Origin of the sequence: Viridibacillus sp. FSL H8-0110 (assembly GCF_038003565.1) — a bacterium.
GTDB lineage: Bacteria > Bacillota > Bacilli > Bacillales_A > Planococcaceae > Viridibacillus > Viridibacillus arenosi.
On record NZ_JBBOPJ010000001.1, the window covers coordinates 830,040 to 851,459 of the forward strand.

The 21,420-nt window shown below is 39.2% G+C and carries 18 protein-coding genes and 2 rRNA genes; 11 read left to right on the plus strand and 9 right to left on the minus strand.

Features of this window, described 5'->3' with window-relative positions; all coding sequences use genetic code 11:
• Window positions 1-100: 100 nt before the first annotated feature.
• Window positions 101-1,315 (minus strand): MFS transporter, encoded by a 1,215-nt coding sequence (locus MHH98_RS04100; protein ID WP_038189105.1) that lies wholly within the window; start codon window positions 1,313-1,315, stop codon window positions 101-103.
• Window positions 1,316-1,591: 276 nt separating this feature from the next.
• Here MHH98_RS04100 and MHH98_RS04105 point away from each other — a divergent pair, with 276 nt between their 5' ends.
• Together MHH98_RS04105 and MHH98_RS04110 are read left to right on the plus strand one after the other, a co-directional pair.
• A complete protein-coding gene (locus MHH98_RS04105) occupies window positions 1,592-2,182 on the plus strand; it encodes a peptidylprolyl isomerase (RefSeq protein WP_038188505.1) in 591 nt (196 codons plus the stop codon).
• 18 nt (window positions 2,183-2,200) lie between these two features.
• Window positions 2,201-2,419: a hypothetical protein gene (locus MHH98_RS04110; RefSeq protein ID WP_038188496.1), complete on the plus strand. Its 219-nt coding sequence runs from the start codon at window positions 2,201-2,203 to the stop codon at window positions 2,417-2,419.
• A 21-nt stretch (window positions 2,420-2,440) separates the two neighbouring features.
• On the opposite strand, the gene MHH98_RS04115 is transcribed toward MHH98_RS04110, so the two are convergent.
• Window positions 2,441-3,616, minus strand: coding sequence for a MalY/PatB family protein (locus MHH98_RS04115; RefSeq protein ID WP_340712237.1), 1,176 nt, complete (start codon window positions 3,614-3,616; stop codon window positions 2,441-2,443).
• 75 nt (window positions 3,617-3,691) lie between these two features.
• On the opposite strand from MHH98_RS04115, the gene MHH98_RS04120 reads away from it, so the two are divergent.
• Window positions 3,692-3,952, plus strand: coding sequence for a DUF1871 family protein (locus MHH98_RS04120; protein ID WP_340712238.1), 261 nt, complete (start codon window positions 3,692-3,694; stop codon window positions 3,950-3,952).
• A gap of 51 nt (window positions 3,953-4,003) precedes the next feature.
• Here the strand turns inward: MHH98_RS04120 and MHH98_RS04125 are convergent, their stop codons facing one another.
• The gene (locus MHH98_RS04125; protein ID WP_327192149.1) at window positions 4,004-4,219 is read right to left on the minus strand and encodes a helix-turn-helix domain-containing protein; all 216 of its coding nucleotides are present in this window, start codon (window positions 4,217-4,219) and stop codon (window positions 4,004-4,006) included.
• 102 nt (window positions 4,220-4,321) lie between these two features.
• Complete coding sequence (locus MHH98_RS04130; protein WP_340712239.1) at window positions 4,322-5,653, minus strand: sodium-dependent transporter; 1,332 nt, start codon at window positions 5,651-5,653, stop codon at window positions 4,322-4,324.
• 133 nt (window positions 5,654-5,786) lie between these two features.
• On the opposite strand from MHH98_RS04130, the gene MHH98_RS04135 reads away from it, so the two are divergent.
• The 3 genes from MHH98_RS04135 to yugI all read left to right on the plus strand — a co-directional run bounded on the left by MHH98_RS04135 (window position 5,787) and on the right by yugI (window position 6,844).
• The gene (locus MHH98_RS04135; RefSeq protein ID WP_235175762.1) at window positions 5,787-6,011 is read left to right on the plus strand and encodes a sigma factor; all 225 of its coding nucleotides are present in this window, start codon (window positions 5,787-5,789) and stop codon (window positions 6,009-6,011) included.
• Window positions 6,012-6,190: 179 nt separating this feature from the next.
• Window positions 6,191-6,382, plus strand: coding sequence for an RNA polymerase sigma factor (locus MHH98_RS04140; RefSeq protein WP_235175764.1), 192 nt, complete (start codon window positions 6,191-6,193; stop codon window positions 6,380-6,382).
• Between the two features lie 81 nt (window positions 6,383-6,463).
• Window positions 6,464-6,844 carry a S1 domain-containing post-transcriptional regulator GSP13 gene (gene yugI / locus MHH98_RS04145; protein WP_038188484.1) on the plus strand — a complete coding sequence of 127 codons (381 nt, stop codon included), beginning with the start codon at window positions 6,464-6,466 and terminating at the stop codon, window positions 6,842-6,844.
• A 35-nt stretch (window positions 6,845-6,879) separates the two neighbouring features.
• On the opposite strand, the gene MHH98_RS04150 is transcribed toward yugI, so the two are convergent.
• On the minus strand, window positions 6,880-8,187 hold the full coding sequence (locus MHH98_RS04150; protein WP_340712240.1) for a sigma 54-interacting transcriptional regulator: 1,308 nt from the start codon (window positions 8,185-8,187) through the stop codon (window positions 6,880-6,882).
• A 139-nt stretch (window positions 8,188-8,326) separates the two neighbouring features.
• On the opposite strand from MHH98_RS04150, the gene pruA reads away from it, so the two are divergent.
• From pruA to MHH98_RS04165, 3 genes are all read left to right on the plus strand, one after another.
• Complete coding sequence (gene pruA, locus MHH98_RS04155; protein WP_038188481.1) at window positions 8,327-9,871, plus strand: L-glutamate gamma-semialdehyde dehydrogenase; 1,545 nt, start codon at window positions 8,327-8,329, stop codon at window positions 9,869-9,871.
• 127 nt (window positions 9,872-9,998) lie between these two features.
• Window positions 9,999-11,192, plus strand: a complete 1,194-nt coding sequence (locus MHH98_RS04160; RefSeq protein ID WP_038188479.1) for an ornithine--oxo-acid transaminase — start codon at window positions 9,999-10,001, stop codon at window positions 11,190-11,192.
• 92 nt (window positions 11,193-11,284) lie between these two features.
• Window positions 11,285-12,529 carry a Glu/Leu/Phe/Val family dehydrogenase gene (locus MHH98_RS04165; protein WP_038188476.1) on the plus strand — a complete coding sequence of 415 codons (1,245 nt, stop codon included), beginning with the start codon at window positions 11,285-11,287 and terminating at the stop codon, window positions 12,527-12,529.
• Between the two features lie 66 nt (window positions 12,530-12,595).
• Here the strand turns inward: MHH98_RS04165 and MHH98_RS04170 are convergent, their stop codons facing one another.
• From MHH98_RS04170 to MHH98_RS04185, 4 genes are all read right to left on the minus strand, one after another.
• Window positions 12,596-12,832 carry a DUF378 domain-containing protein gene (locus tag MHH98_RS04170; protein WP_038188473.1) on the minus strand — a complete coding sequence of 79 codons (237 nt, stop codon included), beginning with the start codon at window positions 12,830-12,832 and terminating at the stop codon, window positions 12,596-12,598.
• A gap of 57 nt (window positions 12,833-12,889) precedes the next feature.
• Window positions 12,890-13,600: a metallophosphoesterase family protein gene (locus MHH98_RS04175; RefSeq protein ID WP_340712241.1), complete on the minus strand. Its 711-nt coding sequence runs from the start codon at window positions 13,598-13,600 to the stop codon at window positions 12,890-12,892.
• 83 nt (window positions 13,601-13,683) lie between these two features.
• Window positions 13,684-14,664 (minus strand): cation diffusion facilitator family transporter, encoded by a 981-nt coding sequence (locus MHH98_RS04180; RefSeq protein WP_038188467.1) that lies wholly within the window; start codon window positions 14,662-14,664, stop codon window positions 13,684-13,686.
• A gap of 12 nt (window positions 14,665-14,676) precedes the next feature.
• Window positions 14,677-15,399, minus strand: coding sequence for an MgtC/SapB family protein (locus MHH98_RS04185; RefSeq protein WP_038188464.1), 723 nt, complete (start codon window positions 15,397-15,399; stop codon window positions 14,677-14,679).
• Between the two features lie 1,227 nt (window positions 15,400-16,626).
• Between MHH98_RS04185 and MHH98_RS04190 the strand changes: the two genes are divergently transcribed.
• Window positions 16,627-18,179 (plus strand): 16S ribosomal RNA (locus MHH98_RS04190).
• A gap of 184 nt (window positions 18,180-18,363) precedes the next feature.
• Window positions 18,364-21,293 (plus strand): 23S ribosomal RNA (locus MHH98_RS04195).
• Together the 16S and 23S rRNA genes form the textbook arrangement of a ribosomal RNA operon.
• The last annotated feature ends 127 nt before the right edge of the window (window positions 21,294-21,420 follow it).

Here is a 21,420-nt window from a genome sequence, read left to right on the forward strand (position 1 = left end):
ATGAAAACGCTCATAAAAAAGAATAGCACATTTTACAAGAAGGCTGTAAAAAAATAAAGTATTTCTCAGCCGTAATCTAATAAAAATATGCTATCCCAATTTACGATTCTAAAATGTCTTCTAAATGCTGTTTTGGATATTTACGTGTCCACTTTAATAAAATGAAAGCTATTAAAAATAATGAGCCTGTTACGTAGAAAACGGAAGAAATTCCGATAAATCCACTGACGATTCCCCCAAATGTAGGACCGATTATATTCCCTAGGAAACGAAAGCTTGTATTATAGCCCATGACTTCACCTTGGATATCTATAGGTGCTTCGCGACGTATTAGAGCCGTAGTAGTAGGAATTAGACCACCAACTGCAATACCGAACAACAATCTAAGTCCCATCAATTGCCAAAGTGATGTCACAAACGCTTGTGGAATAATGAAAACAACAGCTATTGCTAAAAGAATTGTTAACACCTTTTCATAACCTATTTGGTCACCAAGCCTGCCCCAGAACCTTGCGAATAATAAGTTCCCAACACCTGCAGCACTAAAGGTCAGTCCAGCTAGAAAGGCAACCTGCCCACTAGTTGTTAAATCGGATACATAAAGAGAAAGTAAAGGTTGAATACTGAAATTTCCGATTTGAATAAGACTTGTAATCATCATGACATTAAATAATAAACGATGATGGAATATGCCTTTTAATACTGCTATTCGAGAGTATACAATCGCATTTTTCTTTTTCACTTTTTGGATTTCACGGACACCGAAAATGATAAGTAGGGCAGCAGTTGCAATGGAAATCGCAGTAATAATAAACGTATACTGAAAACCGAATTCATCTGCCAACAAACCACCGACAACTGGACCAAAAAGTGTCCCTGTTACACTCCCCATTTGTAGAGTTCCTAGGGTTTTTCCTGCAATTTCTTTTGGTGTTTGTCTACTTATAAACGCAAGAGATGTCGGGATGAATCCCGTTACAATACCCATGAATAAGCGTAATAAGAAAAACTGTTCTACACTTTGTACATGTCCCATAAAGAAAATACTGATCGATATGCCAAAGCCATTAATAATTAAGATTGGTTTATAGCCATATTTATCTGCAACTCGTCCCCAGATAGGTGACATTAGAAAAGCAGACACAAATGTGGCACCAAAGATTAAACCTGCCCATTTTTGGACATAACTTTCGGTGAAATTGCCCATCGTTTCAATGTATAATGATAGAAAGGGCATAATCATAGTAGTTGTTCCTGCAACTAACAAGTTAGCAAACCAGATAATGATAAAATTGCGTTTTTGCTGTGGGTTCATATGAGCACTTTCTTTCGCTGTATTATTTGGTCTATTCGTAGTATAAAGCATTATGAATTTTGAATGAAGCTCTTCAAATGCTAATGGTGGAGTTTTTAACTGAAAAATAGTGTGAATTGTGATAGACTATGACGAGGTATCCAAGTAGTATACGCAACCTCAAAGTGTTGAAGTTATTAAGGTTGCGATGGTGGGATAAACCCACTTTAAAAATTACTTTTATTTTCCCCGTAAAAAGGGTAACTAAACATTCACGATTATAAAGGAGAGTATATTATGTATCCACAATTAACAACTGAAGTACAAGCAAACGAAGCATTAGTAGAAATGAAAACGACTTTAGGTTCAATCAAGATTAAATTATTCCCAGAGCATGCACCTAAAACAGTTCAAAACTTTTTAACTCACGCTGAAAATGGTTATTATGACGGTATCATTTTCCACCGTATTATTAAAGACTTCATGATTCAAGGTGGAGATCCAACTGGTACAGGTATGGGTGGAGAAAGCATTTATGGATCAACTTTTGAAGATGAATTTTCAAATGACTTATTCAACATTCGTGGTGCTTTATCAATGGCTAACGCTGGTCCAGGTACAAACGGAAGCCAATTCTTCATCGTTCAAATGCCATCAGTTCCAGCTAACATGATCGGACAAATGAAAGATGCTGGCTATCCAGAAGAAATTATCGCAGCATATACAGAAAACGGCGGTACACCTTGGTTAGACCACAAACATACTGTATTCGGTCAAGTTGTAGAAGGTATGGACATCGTTGATAAAATGGCTGATGTAGAAAAAGACATGCGTGACAAACCACTTGAAGACATTTCAATTCAATCAATTGAAATTCTTCAAAAATAATAATTGGAGTGTTCTCAGATGAAAACTTGGGTATTAAATGAGTTTCTCTATTTTCCTGAAGACAAATCGGAATATCTTCCAGCAGCAATTGAATTAGCAATTATTTTAGTTCTATGTGTCGCTGTGTTTTTTACTGTTAAAAAAATGGCCAAAAAACAAGAGCTTAAAACAAAAATGCTAGAGGAAGAAATTCTTCAAAATCGTCAACAAGACGCAAAACAAAACCAGTCGAATTAGATTCGACTGGTTTTTCTTTGCTTATTTAAATGCTTTTATAAATCTTTCAATGCCGTCCTGTACAGTTGCTTTTGAACAGGCTACATTCATACGAACGAATCCGAGACCTGATTCCCCGTATTTAGAACCTGGATCTAAAGCGAGTTTCCCAGTATGTAACAAGCGTTCCATCACTTCTTCTTCTTCTAAACCAGTTCCACGGTAGTCAATCCATAATAAGTATGTACCCTGAGGTTTTACAATTTTAATGCCAGGAACAGCAGCAGGAATCTGCTCAATAACAAGGTCCATATTAGCTGACACATATGACAATAACTCAGTTAACCATTCTTCACCTTCAGTATATACGGCTCTCATTGCATCAATAGCAAAAATGTTAGGTCCCATTTGACCATGCGAAGCAGCATTTTGTAAAAGTTTATCACGCATAGAATCGTCAGTAACAATCATCATAGCTACTTGTACACCTGCTAAGTTAAATGTTTTCGTTGGTGCCATACAAGTAATTACACGAGCAGCCTCTTCACCAGCAATTTTTGCGAGAGGGATATGCTTTTTACCATCAAGTATTAAGTCTGCGTGAATTTCATCTGACAAAATCAGTACATCGTGTTTTGCACAAATTCGAAGCATTTCACGTAAATCGTCCTCACTCCAGACGATTCCCCCTGGATTGTGTGGGTTACATAAAATGAATAACTTCACTGCTTCTTTTGCTGCACTTTTTTCAAACGCTTCAAAGTTTAGTGAATAATGACCATCTTTTTCTACCATTACACACTCTTCCATCTCACGTTTTAACGCAATCGGAACATTAGTGAATGGAGGATAAACAGGCGGGGTGATTAAAATCTTGTCTTTTGGCTTTGTATAAGCTTCAACAATAGATGCAATGGCAGGGACAACACCACTATGATAGAGAACCCAATCCTTTTCGATTGTCCAATTATGGCGCTTTTCAACCCAATTGACGAACGTTGCTGTTGTTGCATTATCTGCAACTGCATAACCTAGCACAGGGTGTTCTAAACGCTCACGGATGGCTTTAGTTACTACTTCAGGAGCAGCAAAATCCATATCTGCAATCCACATTGGTAAGATATCTGATGTATCTTCAATTTGGTAAATTGCCTTCATCATATCCCATTTTACTGAGTTTGTATCTCGTCTATTAATCACTTTGTCAAATCTACTCAAGCATATCCCTCTTTTCTTTTTTTATATCTATGTTATCATAACCATTAAAGATGAAAAGTAAATAGGTGAAAAAATATGGAGAATATTGCAATGAATAGAAAGGCTATAAATATCCTTTCTGAGTGGGATCCTTTTGAAATGGGGAATTTCACATATGATACGGAAGCAGCCGATGTCGTAGCGGAATTACAGCATATTGATGATCCAACTGTGTTAGGTAAGAAAATTCAAGGAATTTACGAGCAGTCATTCGAAAGATGGATTCCTATAGAAGAATGTATCGGAATTTCATATAAGCTATTAGCCGTAAAATTTGAAGCCAAATGTATCGTATAAATGAAAAAGCCTTATTGCTCGATGAAACTCGAGCAATAAGGCTTTTTTTACTTAATGTAATTGTAAACCGTCCGTTAAGTTAGACAATGGAACTTCTAATGCATTTGAAAGCTTGAAAATCGTCTCTTTTGAAGGAATATCTTCTCCAGATTCATAGCGCCCTAGTTTCCCTGCACTAACACAAACTTGTAAAGATAATTCCTCGAGTGAAATATTACGTTCACCACGAAGTTGGCGAAGCTGAGTATGAAAATCTTGAATCATCATAATAAATAAAGCACTCCTTTCAAATCGTCTACAATAATAATAATTAAATTATATCACGGCTTGAGTGATGAAATTTCTAACTTAAGTGACAGAAAAATGACGTTATCTAAAGAACACACTTTGAATAAAGACGATAATAATTGCAATTGGAGCGACGAAACGAACAAGAATACGCCAAGTTTGGAAGATCCAATCTTTTGTGTCCAATTCAGCAGCAGCGTCTGCTTTCGAAATTTTATAACCTGAGAAAATAGCAACAAGTAGTGCACCTATTGGCATACCAATATTATTCGTAAGGAAATCAGCTGAATCAAAAATCGATAGACCGAAAATTTTAATATCTGACAATGCACCAAAAGATAATGCACTAGGAATACCAACGATGAAAATCCCAAAGCCGCATAGCCATGAATATTGCTTACGTTTATCATATTTTGGACCCATCGCAGTTGCTACAACAATTTCTAACATAGCAATAGCAGATGTCACTGTTGCAAATAATAATAAGATAAAGAAAATGATCATAAACACTGAACCAAAAGGAATTTGCTGGAACACAGCAGGTATAATAATAAAGACTAGCCCTGGACCTTGGTCAGGAGAGTAACCTAATGCAAATACAGCAGGGAATATTACCAAACCAGCTAATAAAGAAATACCAATATTCATCCAAGCAACATTCATTGCAGAGCTACCTATTTTCGTTTCTTTTGATAAGTAAGAAGCATAAGTCAGCATAGCCGAAACCCCAACACTTAAGGAGAAGAATGCTTGTCCTAAAGCCATCAATAACGTTTTACCTGTGAAATATGACCAATCAGGTACGAACATAAATTTAATGCCCTCAATTGCACCATCTAAAGTTAAAGAACGGATAACTAATACGATAAAGAAAATAAATAGTAATGGCATCATCCATTTGCTTGCTTTTTCAATCCCGTTTTTTACTCCACCCTGTACAATCCAGACAGTGAGAAATAAGAATACAGCTTGGGCAATGACAACTTCCCAAGGATTTGATGTAATAGAGGCAAAAAGCTCACCATAATAATCTTCGCCACTACCAGATAATTGAAATGAAATTGCACGAACAATATAACTTAATATCCATCCACCAACAACACTGTAGAAGGATAAGATAATAGCAGACAATATAAAACCTGCCCAACCAGTTAAAAACCAACGTGTACCTGGAGCTTGTTTTTTAAATGAGGAAACAGCATCTGTTTGACCACGTCGTCCAATCATAAATTCAGCCACTAATATAGGCAGTCCAATAAATAATGTACATATAATAAATAGCAATATAAAGACACTACCACCATTAGTACCAGCCATATACGGAAACTTCCAAATAGCCCCTAAACCAATGGCGCTACCAGCTGCCGCTAAAATAAATCCTATCTTTGACGCAAATTGATCCCTATTTGACACTTTTTATGTCCTCCTTTTAGTAAGGATTGTTTTATTCTACCTCAATCAATTAGAAAAAAGTATAGGATTTTGTGAAACAAAATTGAAACTTCTATCGTATCACCAACAGAACAACAGAGAGCGAGGGGGGACAATGCCAGTTAAGGAACTAATCGCCAAAGCTCAAAGTGAGGATTTAGAATCATATAGCCTACTTATACAGCTTCATCATAGAACAGTTGAAAAGTTTACTTTTCAGTGTGGAGTTCATGTGCATGACATACCAGATGTCACTCAAGAAGTATTTATAAAGCTTTACCGTTTTTTACACCAATTTAATCATGAGAGATTTACAACCTGCTATATAAAATTACCTTAAATGCAACGCGCGACTATTATCGCAAGGAAACGAGTGAAGTAGCGAAGGAACATAGATTGATACAAAACAGTTCAAAACATACATTTACACCTTCAGCTGAAGAATGAATTTTAGTCTTTGAGGAGGATCAAGAACTACCTCAAGCTATTTTGCAACTTGATGAATTCCGCCATCCTATTGTGCTCTATTACTTTCGTGAACTAACATACGAGCAAATAGCAGATGTATTAAATATATCGCTACCATCAGTTAAAACACGTCTTCTGATTGTTAGGAAGAAAGAAGACCAAATAGATTTACTTAATGTAAGTGAGTTCAGACTAATCAAAGAAGAAAATGGTTGGCTTATCCCATTAAATCCAACAAAGTGATTTTTTGCCCGTACTATACCACTATGTTATAATTTAACATGAATATAGTGTATATATAGCTACAGAAGGTAGGAAGGGCTTATGGCAGACAAATATGTAGTAGGAGATGTGTTAACTGGTAAGATAACAGGAATACAACCCTATGGTGCTTTCGTTGCTCTTGACGAAGATACCCAAGGACTTGTGCATATTTCTGAAATTACGTACGGCTTCGTAAAAAACATTGCAGATCTTTTATCGGTTGGTCAGGAAGTACAAGTAAAGGTACTTGAAATCGATGAAAATGCGAGCAAAATCAGCTTATCTATTCGTGCACTGCAGGAACGCCCCCCGATGAAACGTAAAGAAAACGCGCCAAGAAAATCTTTACAAGCGCGTGTTGACGAAAAAGATGCAGTTGGTTTCAATTCATTAAAAGAAAAGTTACAAGATTGGATCGATCAATCAGGTATAAAAGGTTAATAAAAAGAGGGTTCACATTAATGTGAACCCTCTTTTTATTTCTTCATTTTTCGAATACGGTATTGCAAATTTTGTCTGCTCATCCCAAGTGCATTAGCTGTTTTCGTGATATTTCCTTCATACATATTCAATGCTTTTTGCAAATAATATTCTTCTGCCTCACGTAAATACTCATCAAGCGGTAATAGTTCCTTCGTATTTTGTACAACAAAATAGGATGCATCGTGTGATGAGTCCCGCAATGCTTGCACCTTCCATTTGAAATGGAGTGGCAGCATTTCAAATGTTATCAATTCCTCTGTCGTTACCATTGAGACAATTTCCTCAAGCAGAATTTCTAATTCCTTTAAATTACCCGGCCAATCATATAGATGGAAAAGTTCATTTACTTCACTAGACAAGTCTTGAATATTAGAACCGAAACGTTGACGATGACGTTTCAGAAAGTTCTCTATAAATGGTTTAATATCTTCTCTTCTTGAATGTAATGGTGGCACATTAATCGTGACGGATGCGAAAAAATAATAGAGTTCTTTTAACAGTTGGCCAGAAGCAATTAAATCTATTGGATCTCCACCAATACTAGCGATAAACATATGGTTTTTCATATGGTTCTCTTCTAATAATTGTAATAACTTCTCCTGTAACGTTAAAGACAAAAATTCAATACGTTCGCAGAATATCGTGCAATTTTGAAGTGAGTTTGTACTTTCATATAGTTTTTCTAAAATGGCTGAATCTGAACGCTGACAGAATATCGTGATGAAATGTTGATTTACAGGATCTAAATTATGATGGATGCCTTCAGCAATTAAGTCTTTACCAGTACCAGATTCCCCGATTAAAAGTACTGGGAGTCTTGCTGTTGCAGCTTTTTCAGCTGTTTGAATAACTGCCTTCATAGGTGGAGAAACAGCGGTAATACTTGAAAAAGTAATTGGTTCACCATAACGTCTTAGTGGTTGGTAAACGAGCTTTTCAAGTGTAGTAATATCACGAGCGAACTCAATAGCCCCAATTAGTGCATCATTTTCAAAAACGGGAAATGTATCATTAATTGTCGTAATTTCCTGACCATTATGATTCCAATAGGTTTGTTTTACATTGAGTACTTTTTCGCCAGTTTGTAGAACTTGAAGTAATGTACTTTCTTCTTGCTCAAATTGAAAGAGTTCTAAAATAGAACGATCTATAACATCCTTTAAATTCAAACCCTCAATATCTTTCATTTTATCGTTATAAATAACCGTTTGCCCATGGGCATTTACTGCATGAATGCCAACAGAAGCATGTTCTGTAGCGTGGCGGTAAAAGGGGGTTAAATCGTTGTCAATTGGTTTCATATTTTATCACCTTGAAATTTTTTTATAATTTTAAATATTTTTTACTTGAAAAACGCAATAATCTTTTGCATTATTATAAGTGTAAACAATTTATAAATGCAAATATTTTTTGCACTTACATCACAAAGGAGGATTACAAATGATTCCGTACAAACATGAACCATTTACAGATTTCTCTAAAGAAGAGAACAACACAGCATATTTAGAGGCTTTAAAAAAGGTGGAAGGATATCTTGGGGAAGAATATCCGTTAATCATCGGTGGAGAACGTATTACAACGAATGATCAAATCATTTCATATAATCCAGCAAATAAAGAAGAAGTTATCGGCTCAGTTTCAAAGGCTAACAAAGAATTAGCTGAGAAAGCGATGCAAGTAGCAGATGAAACTTTTCATACATGGAAGAAAGTAAAACCTGAAATTCGTGCAGATGTATTATTCAAAGCAGCAGCGATTATTCGTCGCCGTAAGCATGAGATTTCTGCGCTATTAACAAAAGAAGCAGGTAAGCCTTGGAATGAGGCTGATGCTGATACAGCGGAAGCAATTGACTTCTTAGAATATTACGGTCGACAAATGTTACGTTTAAAAGACGGTCAACCAGTTGAAAGTCGTCCAGGTGAATTCAACCGTTATGACTATATTCCATTAGGCGTTGGAGTAGTAATTTCGCCTTGGAACTTCCCGTTCGCAATTATGGCAGGTACAACAGTAGCTGCTGTAGTAACAGGAAATACAGTACTTTTAAAACCAGCATCTACGACGCCAGTAGTTGCTTATAAATTCGTAGAAATTCTTGAAGAAGCTGGATTACCAGCAGGCGTTGTTAACTATATTCCGGGCTCAGGGGCAGAGGTAGGAGACTATTTAGTAGATCATCCGAAAACACGCTTCATTAGTTTTACTGGTTCACGTGATGTGGGCTTACGTATCAACGAACGCGCTTCAAAATTAAATGAAGGTCAAATTTGGCTGAAACGTGTAATCGCTGAAATGGGCGGTAAAGATACTATTGTAGTTGATAAAGAAGCAGATTTAGAACTTGCTGCACAATCAATCGTAAAATCAGCATTTGGGTTTAGCGGTCAAAAATGTTCAGCATGTTCAAGAGCTGTCATTGTAGAAGATGTTTACGATGAAGTAGTAGCTCGTGTCGAAGAATTGACAAAAGGCTTATCAGTTGGGGACCCAACTGACTTATCAAATTTCACTGGACCAGTAATCGATGCTGCTGCATTCAAAAAAATTACTAGCTACATTGAAATTGGTAAAGAAGAAGGCCGAATTGTTGCAGGAGGCACTGCAGATGATTCAAAAGGATTCTTCGTAAATCCAACAGTAATCGTTGATGTGACTCCAGAAGCACGTGTGATGAAGGAAGAAATATTTGGACCAGTAGTAGCTATTGCAAAAGCTAAAGATTTCGATGAAGCATTAGCTATTGCAAATAATACTGAATATGGTTTAACAGGTGCAGTTATTACAAAAAATCGTATGAATCAAGAAAAAGCGCGCGAAGATTTCCATGTAGGTAATTTATACTTCAACCGTGGGTGCACAGGAGCAATCGTAGGTTACCAACCATTCGGAGGCTTTAACATGTCCGGAACAGATTCTAAAGCAGGCGGTCCAGACTATTTACAATTGCATATGCAAGCAAAAACAACTTCAGAGACGCTTTAATCAGTCTGTATCAAAAATGATTTAATGAGAAAAAACAAAAAGGCAGACTATATTGCATATGTCTGTCTTCTATAAAGAAAATAGTGGACGTTAGAAAGCTTGCGTTTACATTTTAGGGGGAAATATAATGACAAAGACACATGAGATTATTAAGCAAACAGAAACATTTGGTGCACCAAACTATTTACCACTGCCAATCGTTATTTCAGAAGCAGAGGGAGTATGGGTAAAGGATCCAGAAGGAAATAAATTTATGGATATGCTTTCAGCTTATTCTGCTGTAAACCAAGGACATCGCCATCCAAAAATCATTCAAGCATTAAAAGATCAAGCAGACCGTGTGACATTAACGTCTCGTGCTTTCCATAGTGATCAACTTGGACCATGGTATGAGTTAGTTTGTGAAGTAACTGGAAAAGAAATGGCACTACCTATGAATACAGGTGCTGAAGCTGTAGAAACTGCATTTAAAGCAGCAAGACGTTGGGCTTACGATGTAAAAGGTGTAGCAGAGGGTCAAGCAGAAATCATAGCATGTAATGGGAACTTCCATGGCCGTACAATGACTGCGGTATCTCTGTCTTCAGAAGCAGAGTATAAAAGAGGTTTCGGACCAATGTTACCTGGTATTAAATTAGTAGATTACGGTGATTTAGATGCTCTAAAAGCAGCTATTACACCAAATACTGCTGCGTTTTTAGTTGAACCGATTCAGGGAGAAGCGGGTATTGTTATTCCACCAGCAGGTTATTTAAAAGCAGCACGAGATTTATGTCGTGAAAATAACGTATTATTTATCGCTGATGAAATCCAAGCAGGTTTAGCTCGTACAGGGAAAATGTTTGCATGTGAATGGGAAGATGTAAATCCTGACATGTACATTTTAGGTAAAGCTTTAGGTGGGGGAGTTTTCCCGATTTCATGTGTTGTCGCTAGTAAAGAGATTTTAGGTGTCTACAATCCAGGATCGCACGGATCGACTTTTGGCGGTAATCCAATTGCATGTGCAGTTTCAATTGCAGCATTAAATGTGCTAAAAGAAGAAAAGCTTGCTGAACGTTCATTAGAGCTAGGAAATTATTTCATGGATGAGCTGAAGAAAATTGATAATGATGCGGTAAAAGAAGTGAGAGGTCGCGGTTTATTCATTGGAATGGAGTTAAATGAATTAGCACGTCCATACTGTGAGAAGTTGATGACACTAGGTTTATTATGCAAAGAGACACATGATACAGTGATTCGTTTTGCACCACCACTAATTATTTCTAAAGAAGAATTAGATTGGGCAATTGAAAAAATCAAAAAAGTCTTTACAAAATAAACTGAAATATATCCCACAATCTCTGGAACTATGTTACAATGTTTGCGATATACAGTAAAAAAACATTACGAATAAAGAGGCGAGAAAATCAAATGGCAGAAAATCTTAACCTGTTTACATCAACACAGGCGGTTATTCACGAAGCTCTTCACAAGCTAGGCTACGATGAGGGAATGTATGAACTTTTAAAAGAGCCACTACGCATGCTAGAAGTACGTATTCCAATTAAAATGGATGATGGAAAAGTGAAAGTATTCACAGGCTACCGTGCACAACATAATGATGCAGTAGGTCCTACAAAAGGTGGCGTGCGCTTCCATCCGCAAGTTTCTGAAGATGAAGTTAAAGCGCTTTCAATGTGGATGACTTTAAAAGCAGGTATTGTTGATTTACCTTATGGCGGTGGTAAAGGTGGTATCATCTGTGATCCACGTCAAATGTCTATGGGGGAAATTGAAAGACTAAGTCGTGGCTATGTTCGTGCTATTAGCCAATTCGTTGGACCAACAAAAGATATTCCTGCTCCAGACGTTTTCACGAACTCACAAATCATGGCGTGGATGATGGATGAATACAGTCGTATTGATGAATTCAACTCTCCAGGTTTCATCACTGGTAAACCTATTGTTTTAGGTGGTTCACAAGGTCGTGACCGCGCAACTGCACAAGGTGTTACAATTGTGATTGAAGAAGCAGCTAAACGTCGTAATATTGACATTAAAGGTGCACGTGTCGTTATCCAAGGATTTGGTAACGCAGGTAGTTTCCTAGCTAAATTCATGAGTGATTTAGGTGCTAAAGTTATTGGTATCTCTGATGCTCACGGAGCTTTGCATGATCCAGAAGGTCTGGACATTGATTATTTACTAGATCGTCGTGACAGTTTTGGTACTGTTACAACTCTTTTTGAAAATACAATCTCCAATAAAGAACTGCTTGAATTAGATTGTGATATTTTAGTTCCTGCTGCGATTGAAAATCAAATTACTGCGGACAATGCACATAATATACGTGCAAGTATTGTAGTAGAAGCAGCAAATGGCCCGACAACTTCAGAAGCGACTAAAATTTTAAATGACCGTGGCATTCTACTAGTACCAGACGTACTAGCAAGTGCTGGAGGCGTTACAGTTTCTTACTTTGAATGGGTTCAAAACAACCAAGGCTATTACTGGTCAGAAGAGGAAGTAAATGAAAAACTTCTTAAGAAAATGGTTGATGCATTTGATAATGTCTATACAGTTGCAACAACACGTGGTATCGATATGCGTTTAGCAGCTTATATGGTAGGTGTACGCAAAACAGCTGAGGCTTCTCGCTTCAGAGGCTGGGTATAATCGTTAATCTAAAAAGTAACCCCCAAGAACATAAAAGTGTTCTTGGGGGTTTTTACATATTAGGCATTACATCGTACGCGCAACTTGAGGTTCTGAACGCTCTATTTCTTCTGAAGGTCTAAAGAGTATCCACAAATTCACTAGACCAGCAATTCCTACAATAGTATAGATGATTCTCGATACCACACTAGCTTGTCCACCAAAAAGACTTGCGACAACATCAAATTGAAATAAGCCAATAACACCCCAATTTAAAGCACCGATAATAGTGAAAAATAAGGCCGTTCTTTGTATAACGCTCATCATAACACCTCCTCATACAGCTAGAGTGTGTTGTGATGTCGAAAATCATACGAGTTTTTATTTAATAAAGCAAATCCTCTTACTAGGTAGTTCTAGACAATTCAATTGACCGCCAAAAACGGCGCCTCCATCAATACCAATAATATTATTTTGTCCAAAATAAACATTATGGTTATTTTCACTTTGGTGTAAATTAGAAGTTGGAGTATGTCCAAATACTATTGTTTTACTGCCAGTATAACCGTTATAAAATTCTTCGCGAATCCAAATAAGTGTTTCTTTTTCCGTTTCGCTTACAGGGATATGAGGATCAATTCCTGCATGCACGAATATATAATCTTCGTCTTCTATATATATATGTAAATTTTTTATGAATGCTAAATGCTCATCAAGCTTTTTAGATTGTAATTGTGGAACAGTGAACTGTTCACCTTCCCCAATTCCTTGAATCTCTTCCTTAGAAAAGCCGTAGCTAAGTAAGGTTTCTTTACCTCCACACCGTTCGGTCCAATGTTTCCAAGCGTATTCCGTTTTTTCCGTAAATGCTTTTTCCATTAAATTTTCGTGATTGCCAATTAAAACAATCGCTCCGTTTTGCTGTAACTTCATGATTAAATCTAACACATCAGCAGAATCAGGTCCTCGATCAATATAATCACCCAGTAAAACTAATCTGTCTTCATCTGGTGAATAATTTGCTAGAGTTAAGAGTTCTTGGAATTTTTTTAATTCACCGTGTATATCGCTAATTAATATTGTTTTTTGCATTTTCATCTCTCTTTTCAATTGGTTATGTATGAAAGGGAAGCATGTTATTGAAATACAGATAACAATGCGTCCCAATCTTTTATTTACTTCATATTGTTAAGGTTATCGTCAAGGTGATTCCAGTTTGTAATACCATCATCTTCGTCAAAAGCAACTGTTACTTTTGAAACTTTAGTTTGCGATAATAAAATCTTCATCAAATGATCCCTAATATCATCAACCTCAGCAAAAGTAAGCGTAGGATCTATTTCAGCAAGAACCTCTACGTGTAAAAATTCACCTTCTTTTACTACTTCTAATTTTTGTATATCACGCACATTTTTATCTTCCCATAATAAACGTGCGATATGATTTAGCATTTCTTCATCCGTTTCACCAATGACTCCACGAGCATTTTCTAGGAATACGACACCAACTACGTAGAACATCATGAGACCAATTAGAATAGATGCAATACCCTCTACTTGTAAGAATCCAGTGAAATGTGCGATTATCACAGCTACAAAAGCTAAAACGCCACCTAAAGTTGCTACTAAATCTTCCATAAAGACAAGCTTTGTTGCAGGTTTTGCTCGGTTTAAATTGGCAAAGGCCCTCGGTAGGGCTGAAAAGAAAGTGGCTGACTCATTTGAATCATGAAGAATTTCTTTCGCTGCCTTCATTAACACAATACCTTCTAATACAATACCAATTCCTAAAACGCTCAAACTAATCCACATACCATTCGAAGTAGCGGGGTGAGTAATTTGATGCCAGCCTTCTTTAATTGTTTCGTAAGATAATATTCCTACAATAATAACGGCACCTAAACACACTAAATTAACAACACGGCCGAAACCTTTTGGGAATTGTCGAGTGGGTGCTTTTTTAGATAAAGCAGAGCCTATAAAAACAAAGAATTGGTTGGCGGAGTCTCCTAATGAGTGCATCATTTCTGCAAACATTGCAATGTTCCCTGTAAAGAAGAAAGCGACTCCTTTTAATACACCTAAAAATAAATTGACAAAAGCCGCTAATAGCGAGGGTTTATTTCCTTTTTTTAACAAACTCCAAACATTACTCATAAAATGCCTCCTCTAAGACAGGATTTCAATTTCTATTTCTTCTATATAAGGTTGTTCGCGAATGCTGTTATATAATGAAATAGTATCTTTTTTGGGAAGAGAAGAAAAACGTAAATCAACTTCATGCTTAAATTCATTATTCTCTAGACGAATGTCTTTAATACGCATATTATCTACATCCATATCATTCTTCTGTAAAAATAGTAAAATATCATTGATATCTTGTGTATTTTTAACGCCTATCTTTAATGATACTTCACGCATACGAAGTCGCTTAGGTCCAAATTTCATGAAAATTGGAGCAAGAATTTCTACACCAATCATAATAATAACTACAGCAATAATAGCTTGCCCATAAAAACCTGCACCAACTGCAATACCAATTCCTGCAGCTCCCCAAATCATAGCGGCAGTTGTTAAGCCGCTTATATTGTCATTACCTCTACGTAAGATTACTCCAGCACCCAAAAAACCAATTCCACTGACTATTTGTGCAGCTAAGCGGAGTGGATCCATTGTGACATTTATGCCGGGTACTGGTTTAGCGTTATAAACCGATTCTATTGAAATGATTGTTAACAAACAGCTGAACGTGGCAATGACTAAACTTGTTTTCAATCCAACAGGTTTTCTTTTCAACTCTCTTTCAATACCGATGACTAAACTCAACGTAGCTGCAACAATCAACTTAATAAACATTTCATGAGTTAAAGTGTTATCCAGTAAGAAATTCAATATAGTATTCCTCCTTAGTTTCATTTTTTTTATTTCGAACGCCGTTTGCTCAAGTTAAAATTATGTACATCTAGTATTCGTATTGTACACTATGTGGTTGGGGAATTTACCCTTTTCTGCTATTTAAGTTACACTTGCAGGCTGTACAGATTCCAACGTCATAACTTTTTTATTGAATGCTTTTTTGATTTTATTTATTTCTTCAATATTCTTTATGAAATTTAAGAATAAAATAGGCCAATTTAAAAAAGTAATTGGCTGTATTCAATTGATGTGAGTTAATTTTTAATGATTCAATTCATTCTATGGTTTGAATCATTAAGTTACATCTCGGTAGTAAGTTCAACAGTTCTTTTTACATTACAGCCTGTGCTTTTGTAGGAATGTAATTCTTCCATAAAAAAAACTTTATTCTAAAACACTATTTATCCGGTTGTATTGCAAACAAAAAGAGTGTACTAATAAGTAGGGGAGTGAGACTTAATGGTAAATGGTTCAACTTTTTTGTTATTTGTAGCTTACGCATTAGCAACCGGTTATTAGTTATATGAGCAAGAGTTCCGAAAAAGTTTAGCATTAATGACATATACAATGAATATTAGGTTCGTACAATTACTTAATTTTTCTAATTTCCTATTTAAGAGGAATCATATTGACTAGATTCTTCTATTGAATTGTTTTACTATACTAGCTATAGTACCCAATTTGTTAGGACATAATCTTTTAAGGAGTCTTTATAATGAGTGAGTATGAAAGTGTGCTCAATAGCGGATCTATTTGAAACAATTGGAGCGGTAATGTGTGGTAAACTTAAAGTATATTCTATTTCATGAAAAACTAATGCATACTCAAGTAATAGGTGTGATTGTAACATCCTATATTATGCTGTATATAATTAATGAAAAAAGAATATAAAGTTATTTTAAAAAAACTGTTGATTTTTAAAATAGCATGCTGTATAGTAATAAATGTCGTTAAGACGTGCTACAAAATATGAATACAACATCTTAAAAAACTTTTTCAAAAAAGTATTTGACAAAGAAAACAGATGATGATAAGATATTGAAGTCGCTTACGAAACGACAACAAAATGAACCTTGAAAACTGAACATGCAAGACGTTAATCAATAAATGTTTTTGAACATCAACTCTGTTGGTGGATCAAAACAAAAATAGATATCATCTTCGGATGATACGCTAGCAAAGCTAATGAGCTTTCAAACTACTTTTATGGAGAGTTTGATCCTGGCTCAGGACGAACGCTGGCGGCGTGCCTAATACATGCAAGTCGAGCGAATGATGAAGAAGCTTGCTTCTTCTGATTTAGCGGCGGACGGGTGAGTAACACGTGGGCAACCTACCTAGTAGATTGGGATAACTCCGGGAAACCGGGGCTAATACCGAATAATCCATTTTGTCACATGGCAAAATGCTGAAAGGCGGTTTCGGCTGTCACTACTAGATGGGCCCGCGGTGCATTAGCTAGTTGGTGGGGTAACGGCCTACCAAGGCAACGATGCATAGCCGACCTGAGAGGGTGATCGGCCACATTGGGACTGAGACACGGCCCAAACTCCTACGGGAGGCAGCAGTAGGGAATCTTCCACAATGGACGAAAGTCTGATGGAGCAACGCCGCGTGAGTGATGAAGGTTTTCGGATCGTAAAACTCTGTTGTAAGGGAAGAACAAGTACGTTAGTAACTGAACGTACCTTGACGGTACCTTATTAGAAAGCCACGGCTAACTACGTGCCAGCAGCCGCGGTAATACGTAGGTGGCAAGCGTTGTCCGGATTTATTGGGCGTAAAGCGCGCGCAGGTGGTTTCTTAAGTCTGATGTGAAAGCCCACGGCTCAACCGTGGAGGGTCATTGGAAACTGGGAGACTTGAGTGCAGAAGAGGAAAGTGGAATTCCAAGTGTAGCGGTGAAATGCGTAGAGATTTGGAGGAACACCAGTGGCGAAGGCGACTTTCTGGTCTGTAACTGACACTGAGGCGCGAAAGCGTGGGGAGCAAACAGGATTAGATACCCTGGTAGTCCACGCCGTAAACGATGAGTGCTAAGTGTTAGGGGGTTTCCGCCCCTTAGTGCTGCAGCTAACGCATTAAGCACTCCGCCTGGGGAGTACGGCCGCAAGGTTGAAACTCAAAGGAATTGACGGGGGCCCGCACAAGCGGTGGAGCATGTGGTTTAATTCGAAGCAACGCGAAGAACCTTACCAGGTCTTGACATCCCAATGACCGCTCTAGAGATAGAGTTTTCCCTTCGGGGACATTGGTGACAGGTGGTGCATGGTTGTCGTCAGCTCGTGTCGTGAGATGTTGGGTTAAGTCCCGCAACGAGCGCAACCCTTGATCTTAGTTGCCATCATTTAGTTGGGCACTCTAAGGTGACTGCCGGTGACAAACCGGAGGAAGGTGGGGATGACGTCAAATCATCATGCCCCTTATGACCTGGGCTACACACGTGCTACAATGGACGATACAAAGAGTCGCTAACTCGCGAGGGTATGCTAATCTCATAAAATCGTTCTCAGTTCGGATTGTAGGCTGCAACTCGCCTACATGAAGCCGGAATCGCTAGTAATCGTGGATCAGCATGCCACGGTGAATACGTTCCCGGGCCTTGTACACACCGCCCGTCACACCACGAGAGTTTGTAACACCCGAAGTCGGTGAGGTAACCTTTATGGAGCCAGCCGCCGAAGGTGGGATAGATGATTGGGGTGAAGTCGTAACAAGGTAGCCGTATCGGAAGGTGCGGCTGGATCACCTCCTTTCTAAGGATAATTACGGAAACAGATCTTGGATCTGTCGATTAACGTCTTGCGTTCAGTTTTGAAGGCTCATTGTAAAATGATCTTCAAAACCTTGTTCTTTGAAAACTGGATAAAACGACATTGAAGCAAATTAAGTAACACATTTTTTATTATTAAGTTTTTTAGGCTTAATAACTAACTTTTAGGTTAAGTTATTAAGGGCGCATGGCGGATGCCTTGGCACTAGGAGCCGAAGAAGGACGGCACTAACACCGATATGCTTCGGGGAGCTGTAAGTGAGCTTTGATCCGGAGATTTCCGAATGGGGGAACCCACTGTTCGTAATGGAGCAGTATCTTGACGTGAATACATAGCGTCTTGATGGCAGACCCAGGGAACTGAAACATCTAAGTACCTGGAGGAAGAGAAAGAAAAATCGATTCCCTGAGTAGCGGCGAGCGAAACGGGAATAGCCCAAACCAAGAGGCTTGCCTCTTGGGGTTGTAGGACACTCTATATGGAGTTACAAAGGAATGAGTTAAACGAAGCGGTCTGGAAAGGCCCGCCAGAGCAGGTAACAGCCCTGTAGTTGAAAGTTCATTCTCTCTTGAGTGTATCCTGAGTACGGCGGAACACGTGAAATTCCGTCGGAATCTGGGAGGACCATCTCCCAAGGCTAAATACTACCTAGTGACCGATAGTGAACCAGTACCGTGAGGGAAAGGTGAAAAGCACCCCGGAAGGGGAGTGAAATAGATCCTGAAACCATGTGCCTACAAGTAGTTAGAGCCCGTTAATGGGTGATAGCGTGCCTTTTGTAGAATGAACCGGCGAGTTACGATTACATGCGAGGTTAAGTTTTAGAAGACGGAGCCGCAGCGAAAGCGAGTCTGAATAGGGCGAATGAGTATGTGGTTGTAGACCCGAAACCAGGTGATCTACCCATGTCCAGGGTGAAGGTAAGGTAACACTTACTGGAGGCCCGAACCCACGTACGTTGAAAAGTGCGGGGATGAGGTGTGGGTAGCGGAGAAATTCCAATCGAACCTGGAGATAGCTGGTTCTCTCCGAAATAGCTTTAGGGCTAGCCTCGTGATAAAGAATCCTGGAGGTAGAGCACTGTTTGAACTAGGGGTCCATCCCGGATTACCGAATTCAGACAAACTCCGAATGCCAGTGATTTATGCACGGGAGTCAGACTGCGAGTGATAAGATCCGTAGTCAAGAGGGAAACAGCCCAGACCACCAGCTAAGGTCCCAAAGTAATTGTTAAGTGGAAAAGGATGTGACGTTGCTTAGACAACCAGGATGTTGGCTCAGAAGCAGCCATCATTTAAAGAGTGCGTAATAGCTCACTGGTCGAGTGACGCTGCGCCGAAAATGTATCGGGGCTAAACAATTCACCGAAGCTGTGGATGGACATCTTAGATGTCCGTGGTAGGAGAGCGTTCTAAGTGCTGTGAAGTCAGACCGGAAGGACTGGTGGAGCGCTTAGAAGTGAGAATGCCGGTATGAGTAGCGAAAGACGGGTGAGAATCCCGTCCACCGAATGACTAAGGTTTCCTGAGGAAGGCTCGTCCGCTCAGGGTTAGTCGGGACCTAAGCCGAGGCCGATAGGCGTAGGCGATGGACAACAGGTTGATATTCCTGTACCACCTATTTACCATTTGAGCAATGGGGGGACGCAGTAGGATAGGGTAAGCATGCTGTTGGTTATGCATGTTCAAGCAGTGAGGCGTGAAATGAGGCAAATCCCATTTCTATAACGTTGAGCTGTGATGACGAGGACGTATGTCCGGAGTTCCTGATTTCACACTGCCAAGAAAAGCCTCTAGCGAGGTAAAAGGTGCCCGTACCGCAAACCGACACAGGTAGTCGAGGAGAGAATCCTAAGGTGTGCGAGAGAACTCTCGTTAAGGAACTCGGCAAAATGACCCCGTAACTTCGGGAGAAGGGGTGCTCTAGTAGGGTGAAAGCCCGAGAGAGCCGCAGTGAATAGGCCCAGGCGACTGTTTAGCAAAAACACAGGTCTCTGCAAAACCGTAAGGTGACGTATAGGGGCTGACGCCTGCCCGGTGCTGGAAGGTTAAGAGGAGTGCTTAGCGCAAGCGAAGGTGCGAATTGAAGCCCCAGTAAACGGCGGCCGTAACTATAACGGTCCTAAGGTAGCGAAATTCCTTGTCGGGTAAGTTCCGACCCGCACGAAAGGCGTAACGATCTGGGCACTGTCTCAACGAGAGACTCGGTGAAATTATAGTACCTGTGAAGATGCAGGTTACCCGCGACAGGACGGAAAGACCCCGTGGAGCTTTACTGTAGCCTGATATTGAATTTTGATACATCTTGTACAGGATAGGTAGGAGCCAGAGATTCCGGAGCGCCAGCTTCGGAGGAGGCGTTGGTGGGATACTACCCTAGATGTATTGAACTTCTAACCCATGCCCCTTAGCGGGGTAGGAGACAGTGTCAGGCGGGCAGTTTGACTGGGGCGGTCGCCTCCTAAAGAGTAACGGAGGCGCCCAAAGGTTCCCTCAGAATGGTTGGAAATCATTCGTAGAGTGTAAAGGCATAAGGGAGCTTGACTGCGAGACCTACAAGTCGAGCAGGGTCGAAAGACGGGCTTAGTGATCCGGTGGTTCCGCATGGAAGGGCCATCGCTCAACGGATAAAAGCTACCCCGGGGATAACAGGCTTATCTCCCCCAAGAGTCCACATCGACGGGGAGGTTTGGCACCTCGATGTCGGCTCATCGCATCCTGGGGCTGTAGTCGGTCCCAAGGGTTGGGCTGTTCGCCCATTAAAGCGGTACGCGAGCTGGGTTCAGAACGTCGTGAGACAGTTCGGTCCCTATCCGTCGTGGGCGTAGGAAATTTGAGAGGAGCTGTCCTTAGTACGAGAGGACCGGGATGGACACACCGCTGGTGTACCAGTTGTTCTGCCAAGGGCATCGCTGGGTAGCTATGTGTGGACGGGATAAGTGCTGAAAGCATCTAAGCATGAAGCCCCCCTCAAGATGAGATTTCCCATTACGCAAGTAAGTAAGATCCCTCAAAGACGATGAGGTAGATAGGTTCGAGGTGGAAGTGTGGCGACATACGGAGCTGACGAATACTAATAGATCGAGGACTTAACCAAATTTTACTTAACGAACTTCAATGTAATTTATCCAGTTTTGAGAGAATAAGAAAAAAACTTTTCTAAAATAGCAAAAAACACTTGCTAAACTTTAAAAAATATGTTATAATAATTCTTGTCCTTAAGA

Coding starts and splice junctions, on each gene's coding strand:
- MHH98_RS04100 (WP_038189105.1), bottom strand. CDS start 1,315: ATGAACCCACAGCAAAAACGCAATTTTATCATTATCTGGTTTGCTAAC.
- MHH98_RS04105 (WP_038188505.1), top strand. CDS start 1,592: ATGTATCCACAATTAACAACTGAAGTACAAGCAAACGAAGCATTAGTA.
- MHH98_RS04110 (WP_038188496.1), top strand. CDS start 2,201: ATGAAAACTTGGGTATTAAATGAGTTTCTCTATTTTCCTGAAGACAAA.
- MHH98_RS04120 (WP_340712238.1), top strand. CDS start 3,692: ATGGAGAATATTGCAATGAATAGAAAGGCTATAAATATCCTTTCTGAG.
- MHH98_RS04125 (WP_327192149.1), bottom strand. CDS start 4,219: ATGATGATTCAAGATTTTCATACTCAGCTTCGCCAACTTCGTGGTGAA.
- MHH98_RS04135 (WP_235175762.1), top strand. CDS start 5,787: ATGCCAGTTAAGGAACTAATCGCCAAAGCTCAAAGTGAGGATTTAGAA.
- yugI (WP_038188484.1), top strand. CDS start 6,464: ATGGCAGACAAATATGTAGTAGGAGATGTGTTAACTGGTAAGATAACA.
- MHH98_RS04150 (WP_340712240.1), bottom strand. CDS start 8,187: ATGAAACCAATTGACAACGATTTAACCCCCTTTTACCGCCACGCTACA.
- pruA (WP_038188481.1), top strand. CDS start 8,327: ATGATTCCGTACAAACATGAACCATTTACAGATTTCTCTAAAGAAGAG.
- MHH98_RS04160 (WP_038188479.1), top strand. CDS start 9,999: ATGACAAAGACACATGAGATTATTAAGCAAACAGAAACATTTGGTGCA.
- MHH98_RS04165 (WP_038188476.1), top strand. CDS start 11,285: ATGGCAGAAAATCTTAACCTGTTTACATCAACACAGGCGGTTATTCAC.
- MHH98_RS04170 (WP_038188473.1), bottom strand. CDS start 12,832: ATGAGCGTTATACAAAGAACGGCCTTATTTTTCACTATTATCGGTGCT.
- MHH98_RS04175 (WP_340712241.1), bottom strand. CDS start 13,600: ATGCAAAAAACAATATTAATTAGCGATATACACGGTGAATTAAAAAAA.
- MHH98_RS04180 (WP_038188467.1), bottom strand. CDS start 14,664: ATGAGTAATGTTTGGAGTTTGTTAAAAAAAGGAAATAAACCCTCGCTA.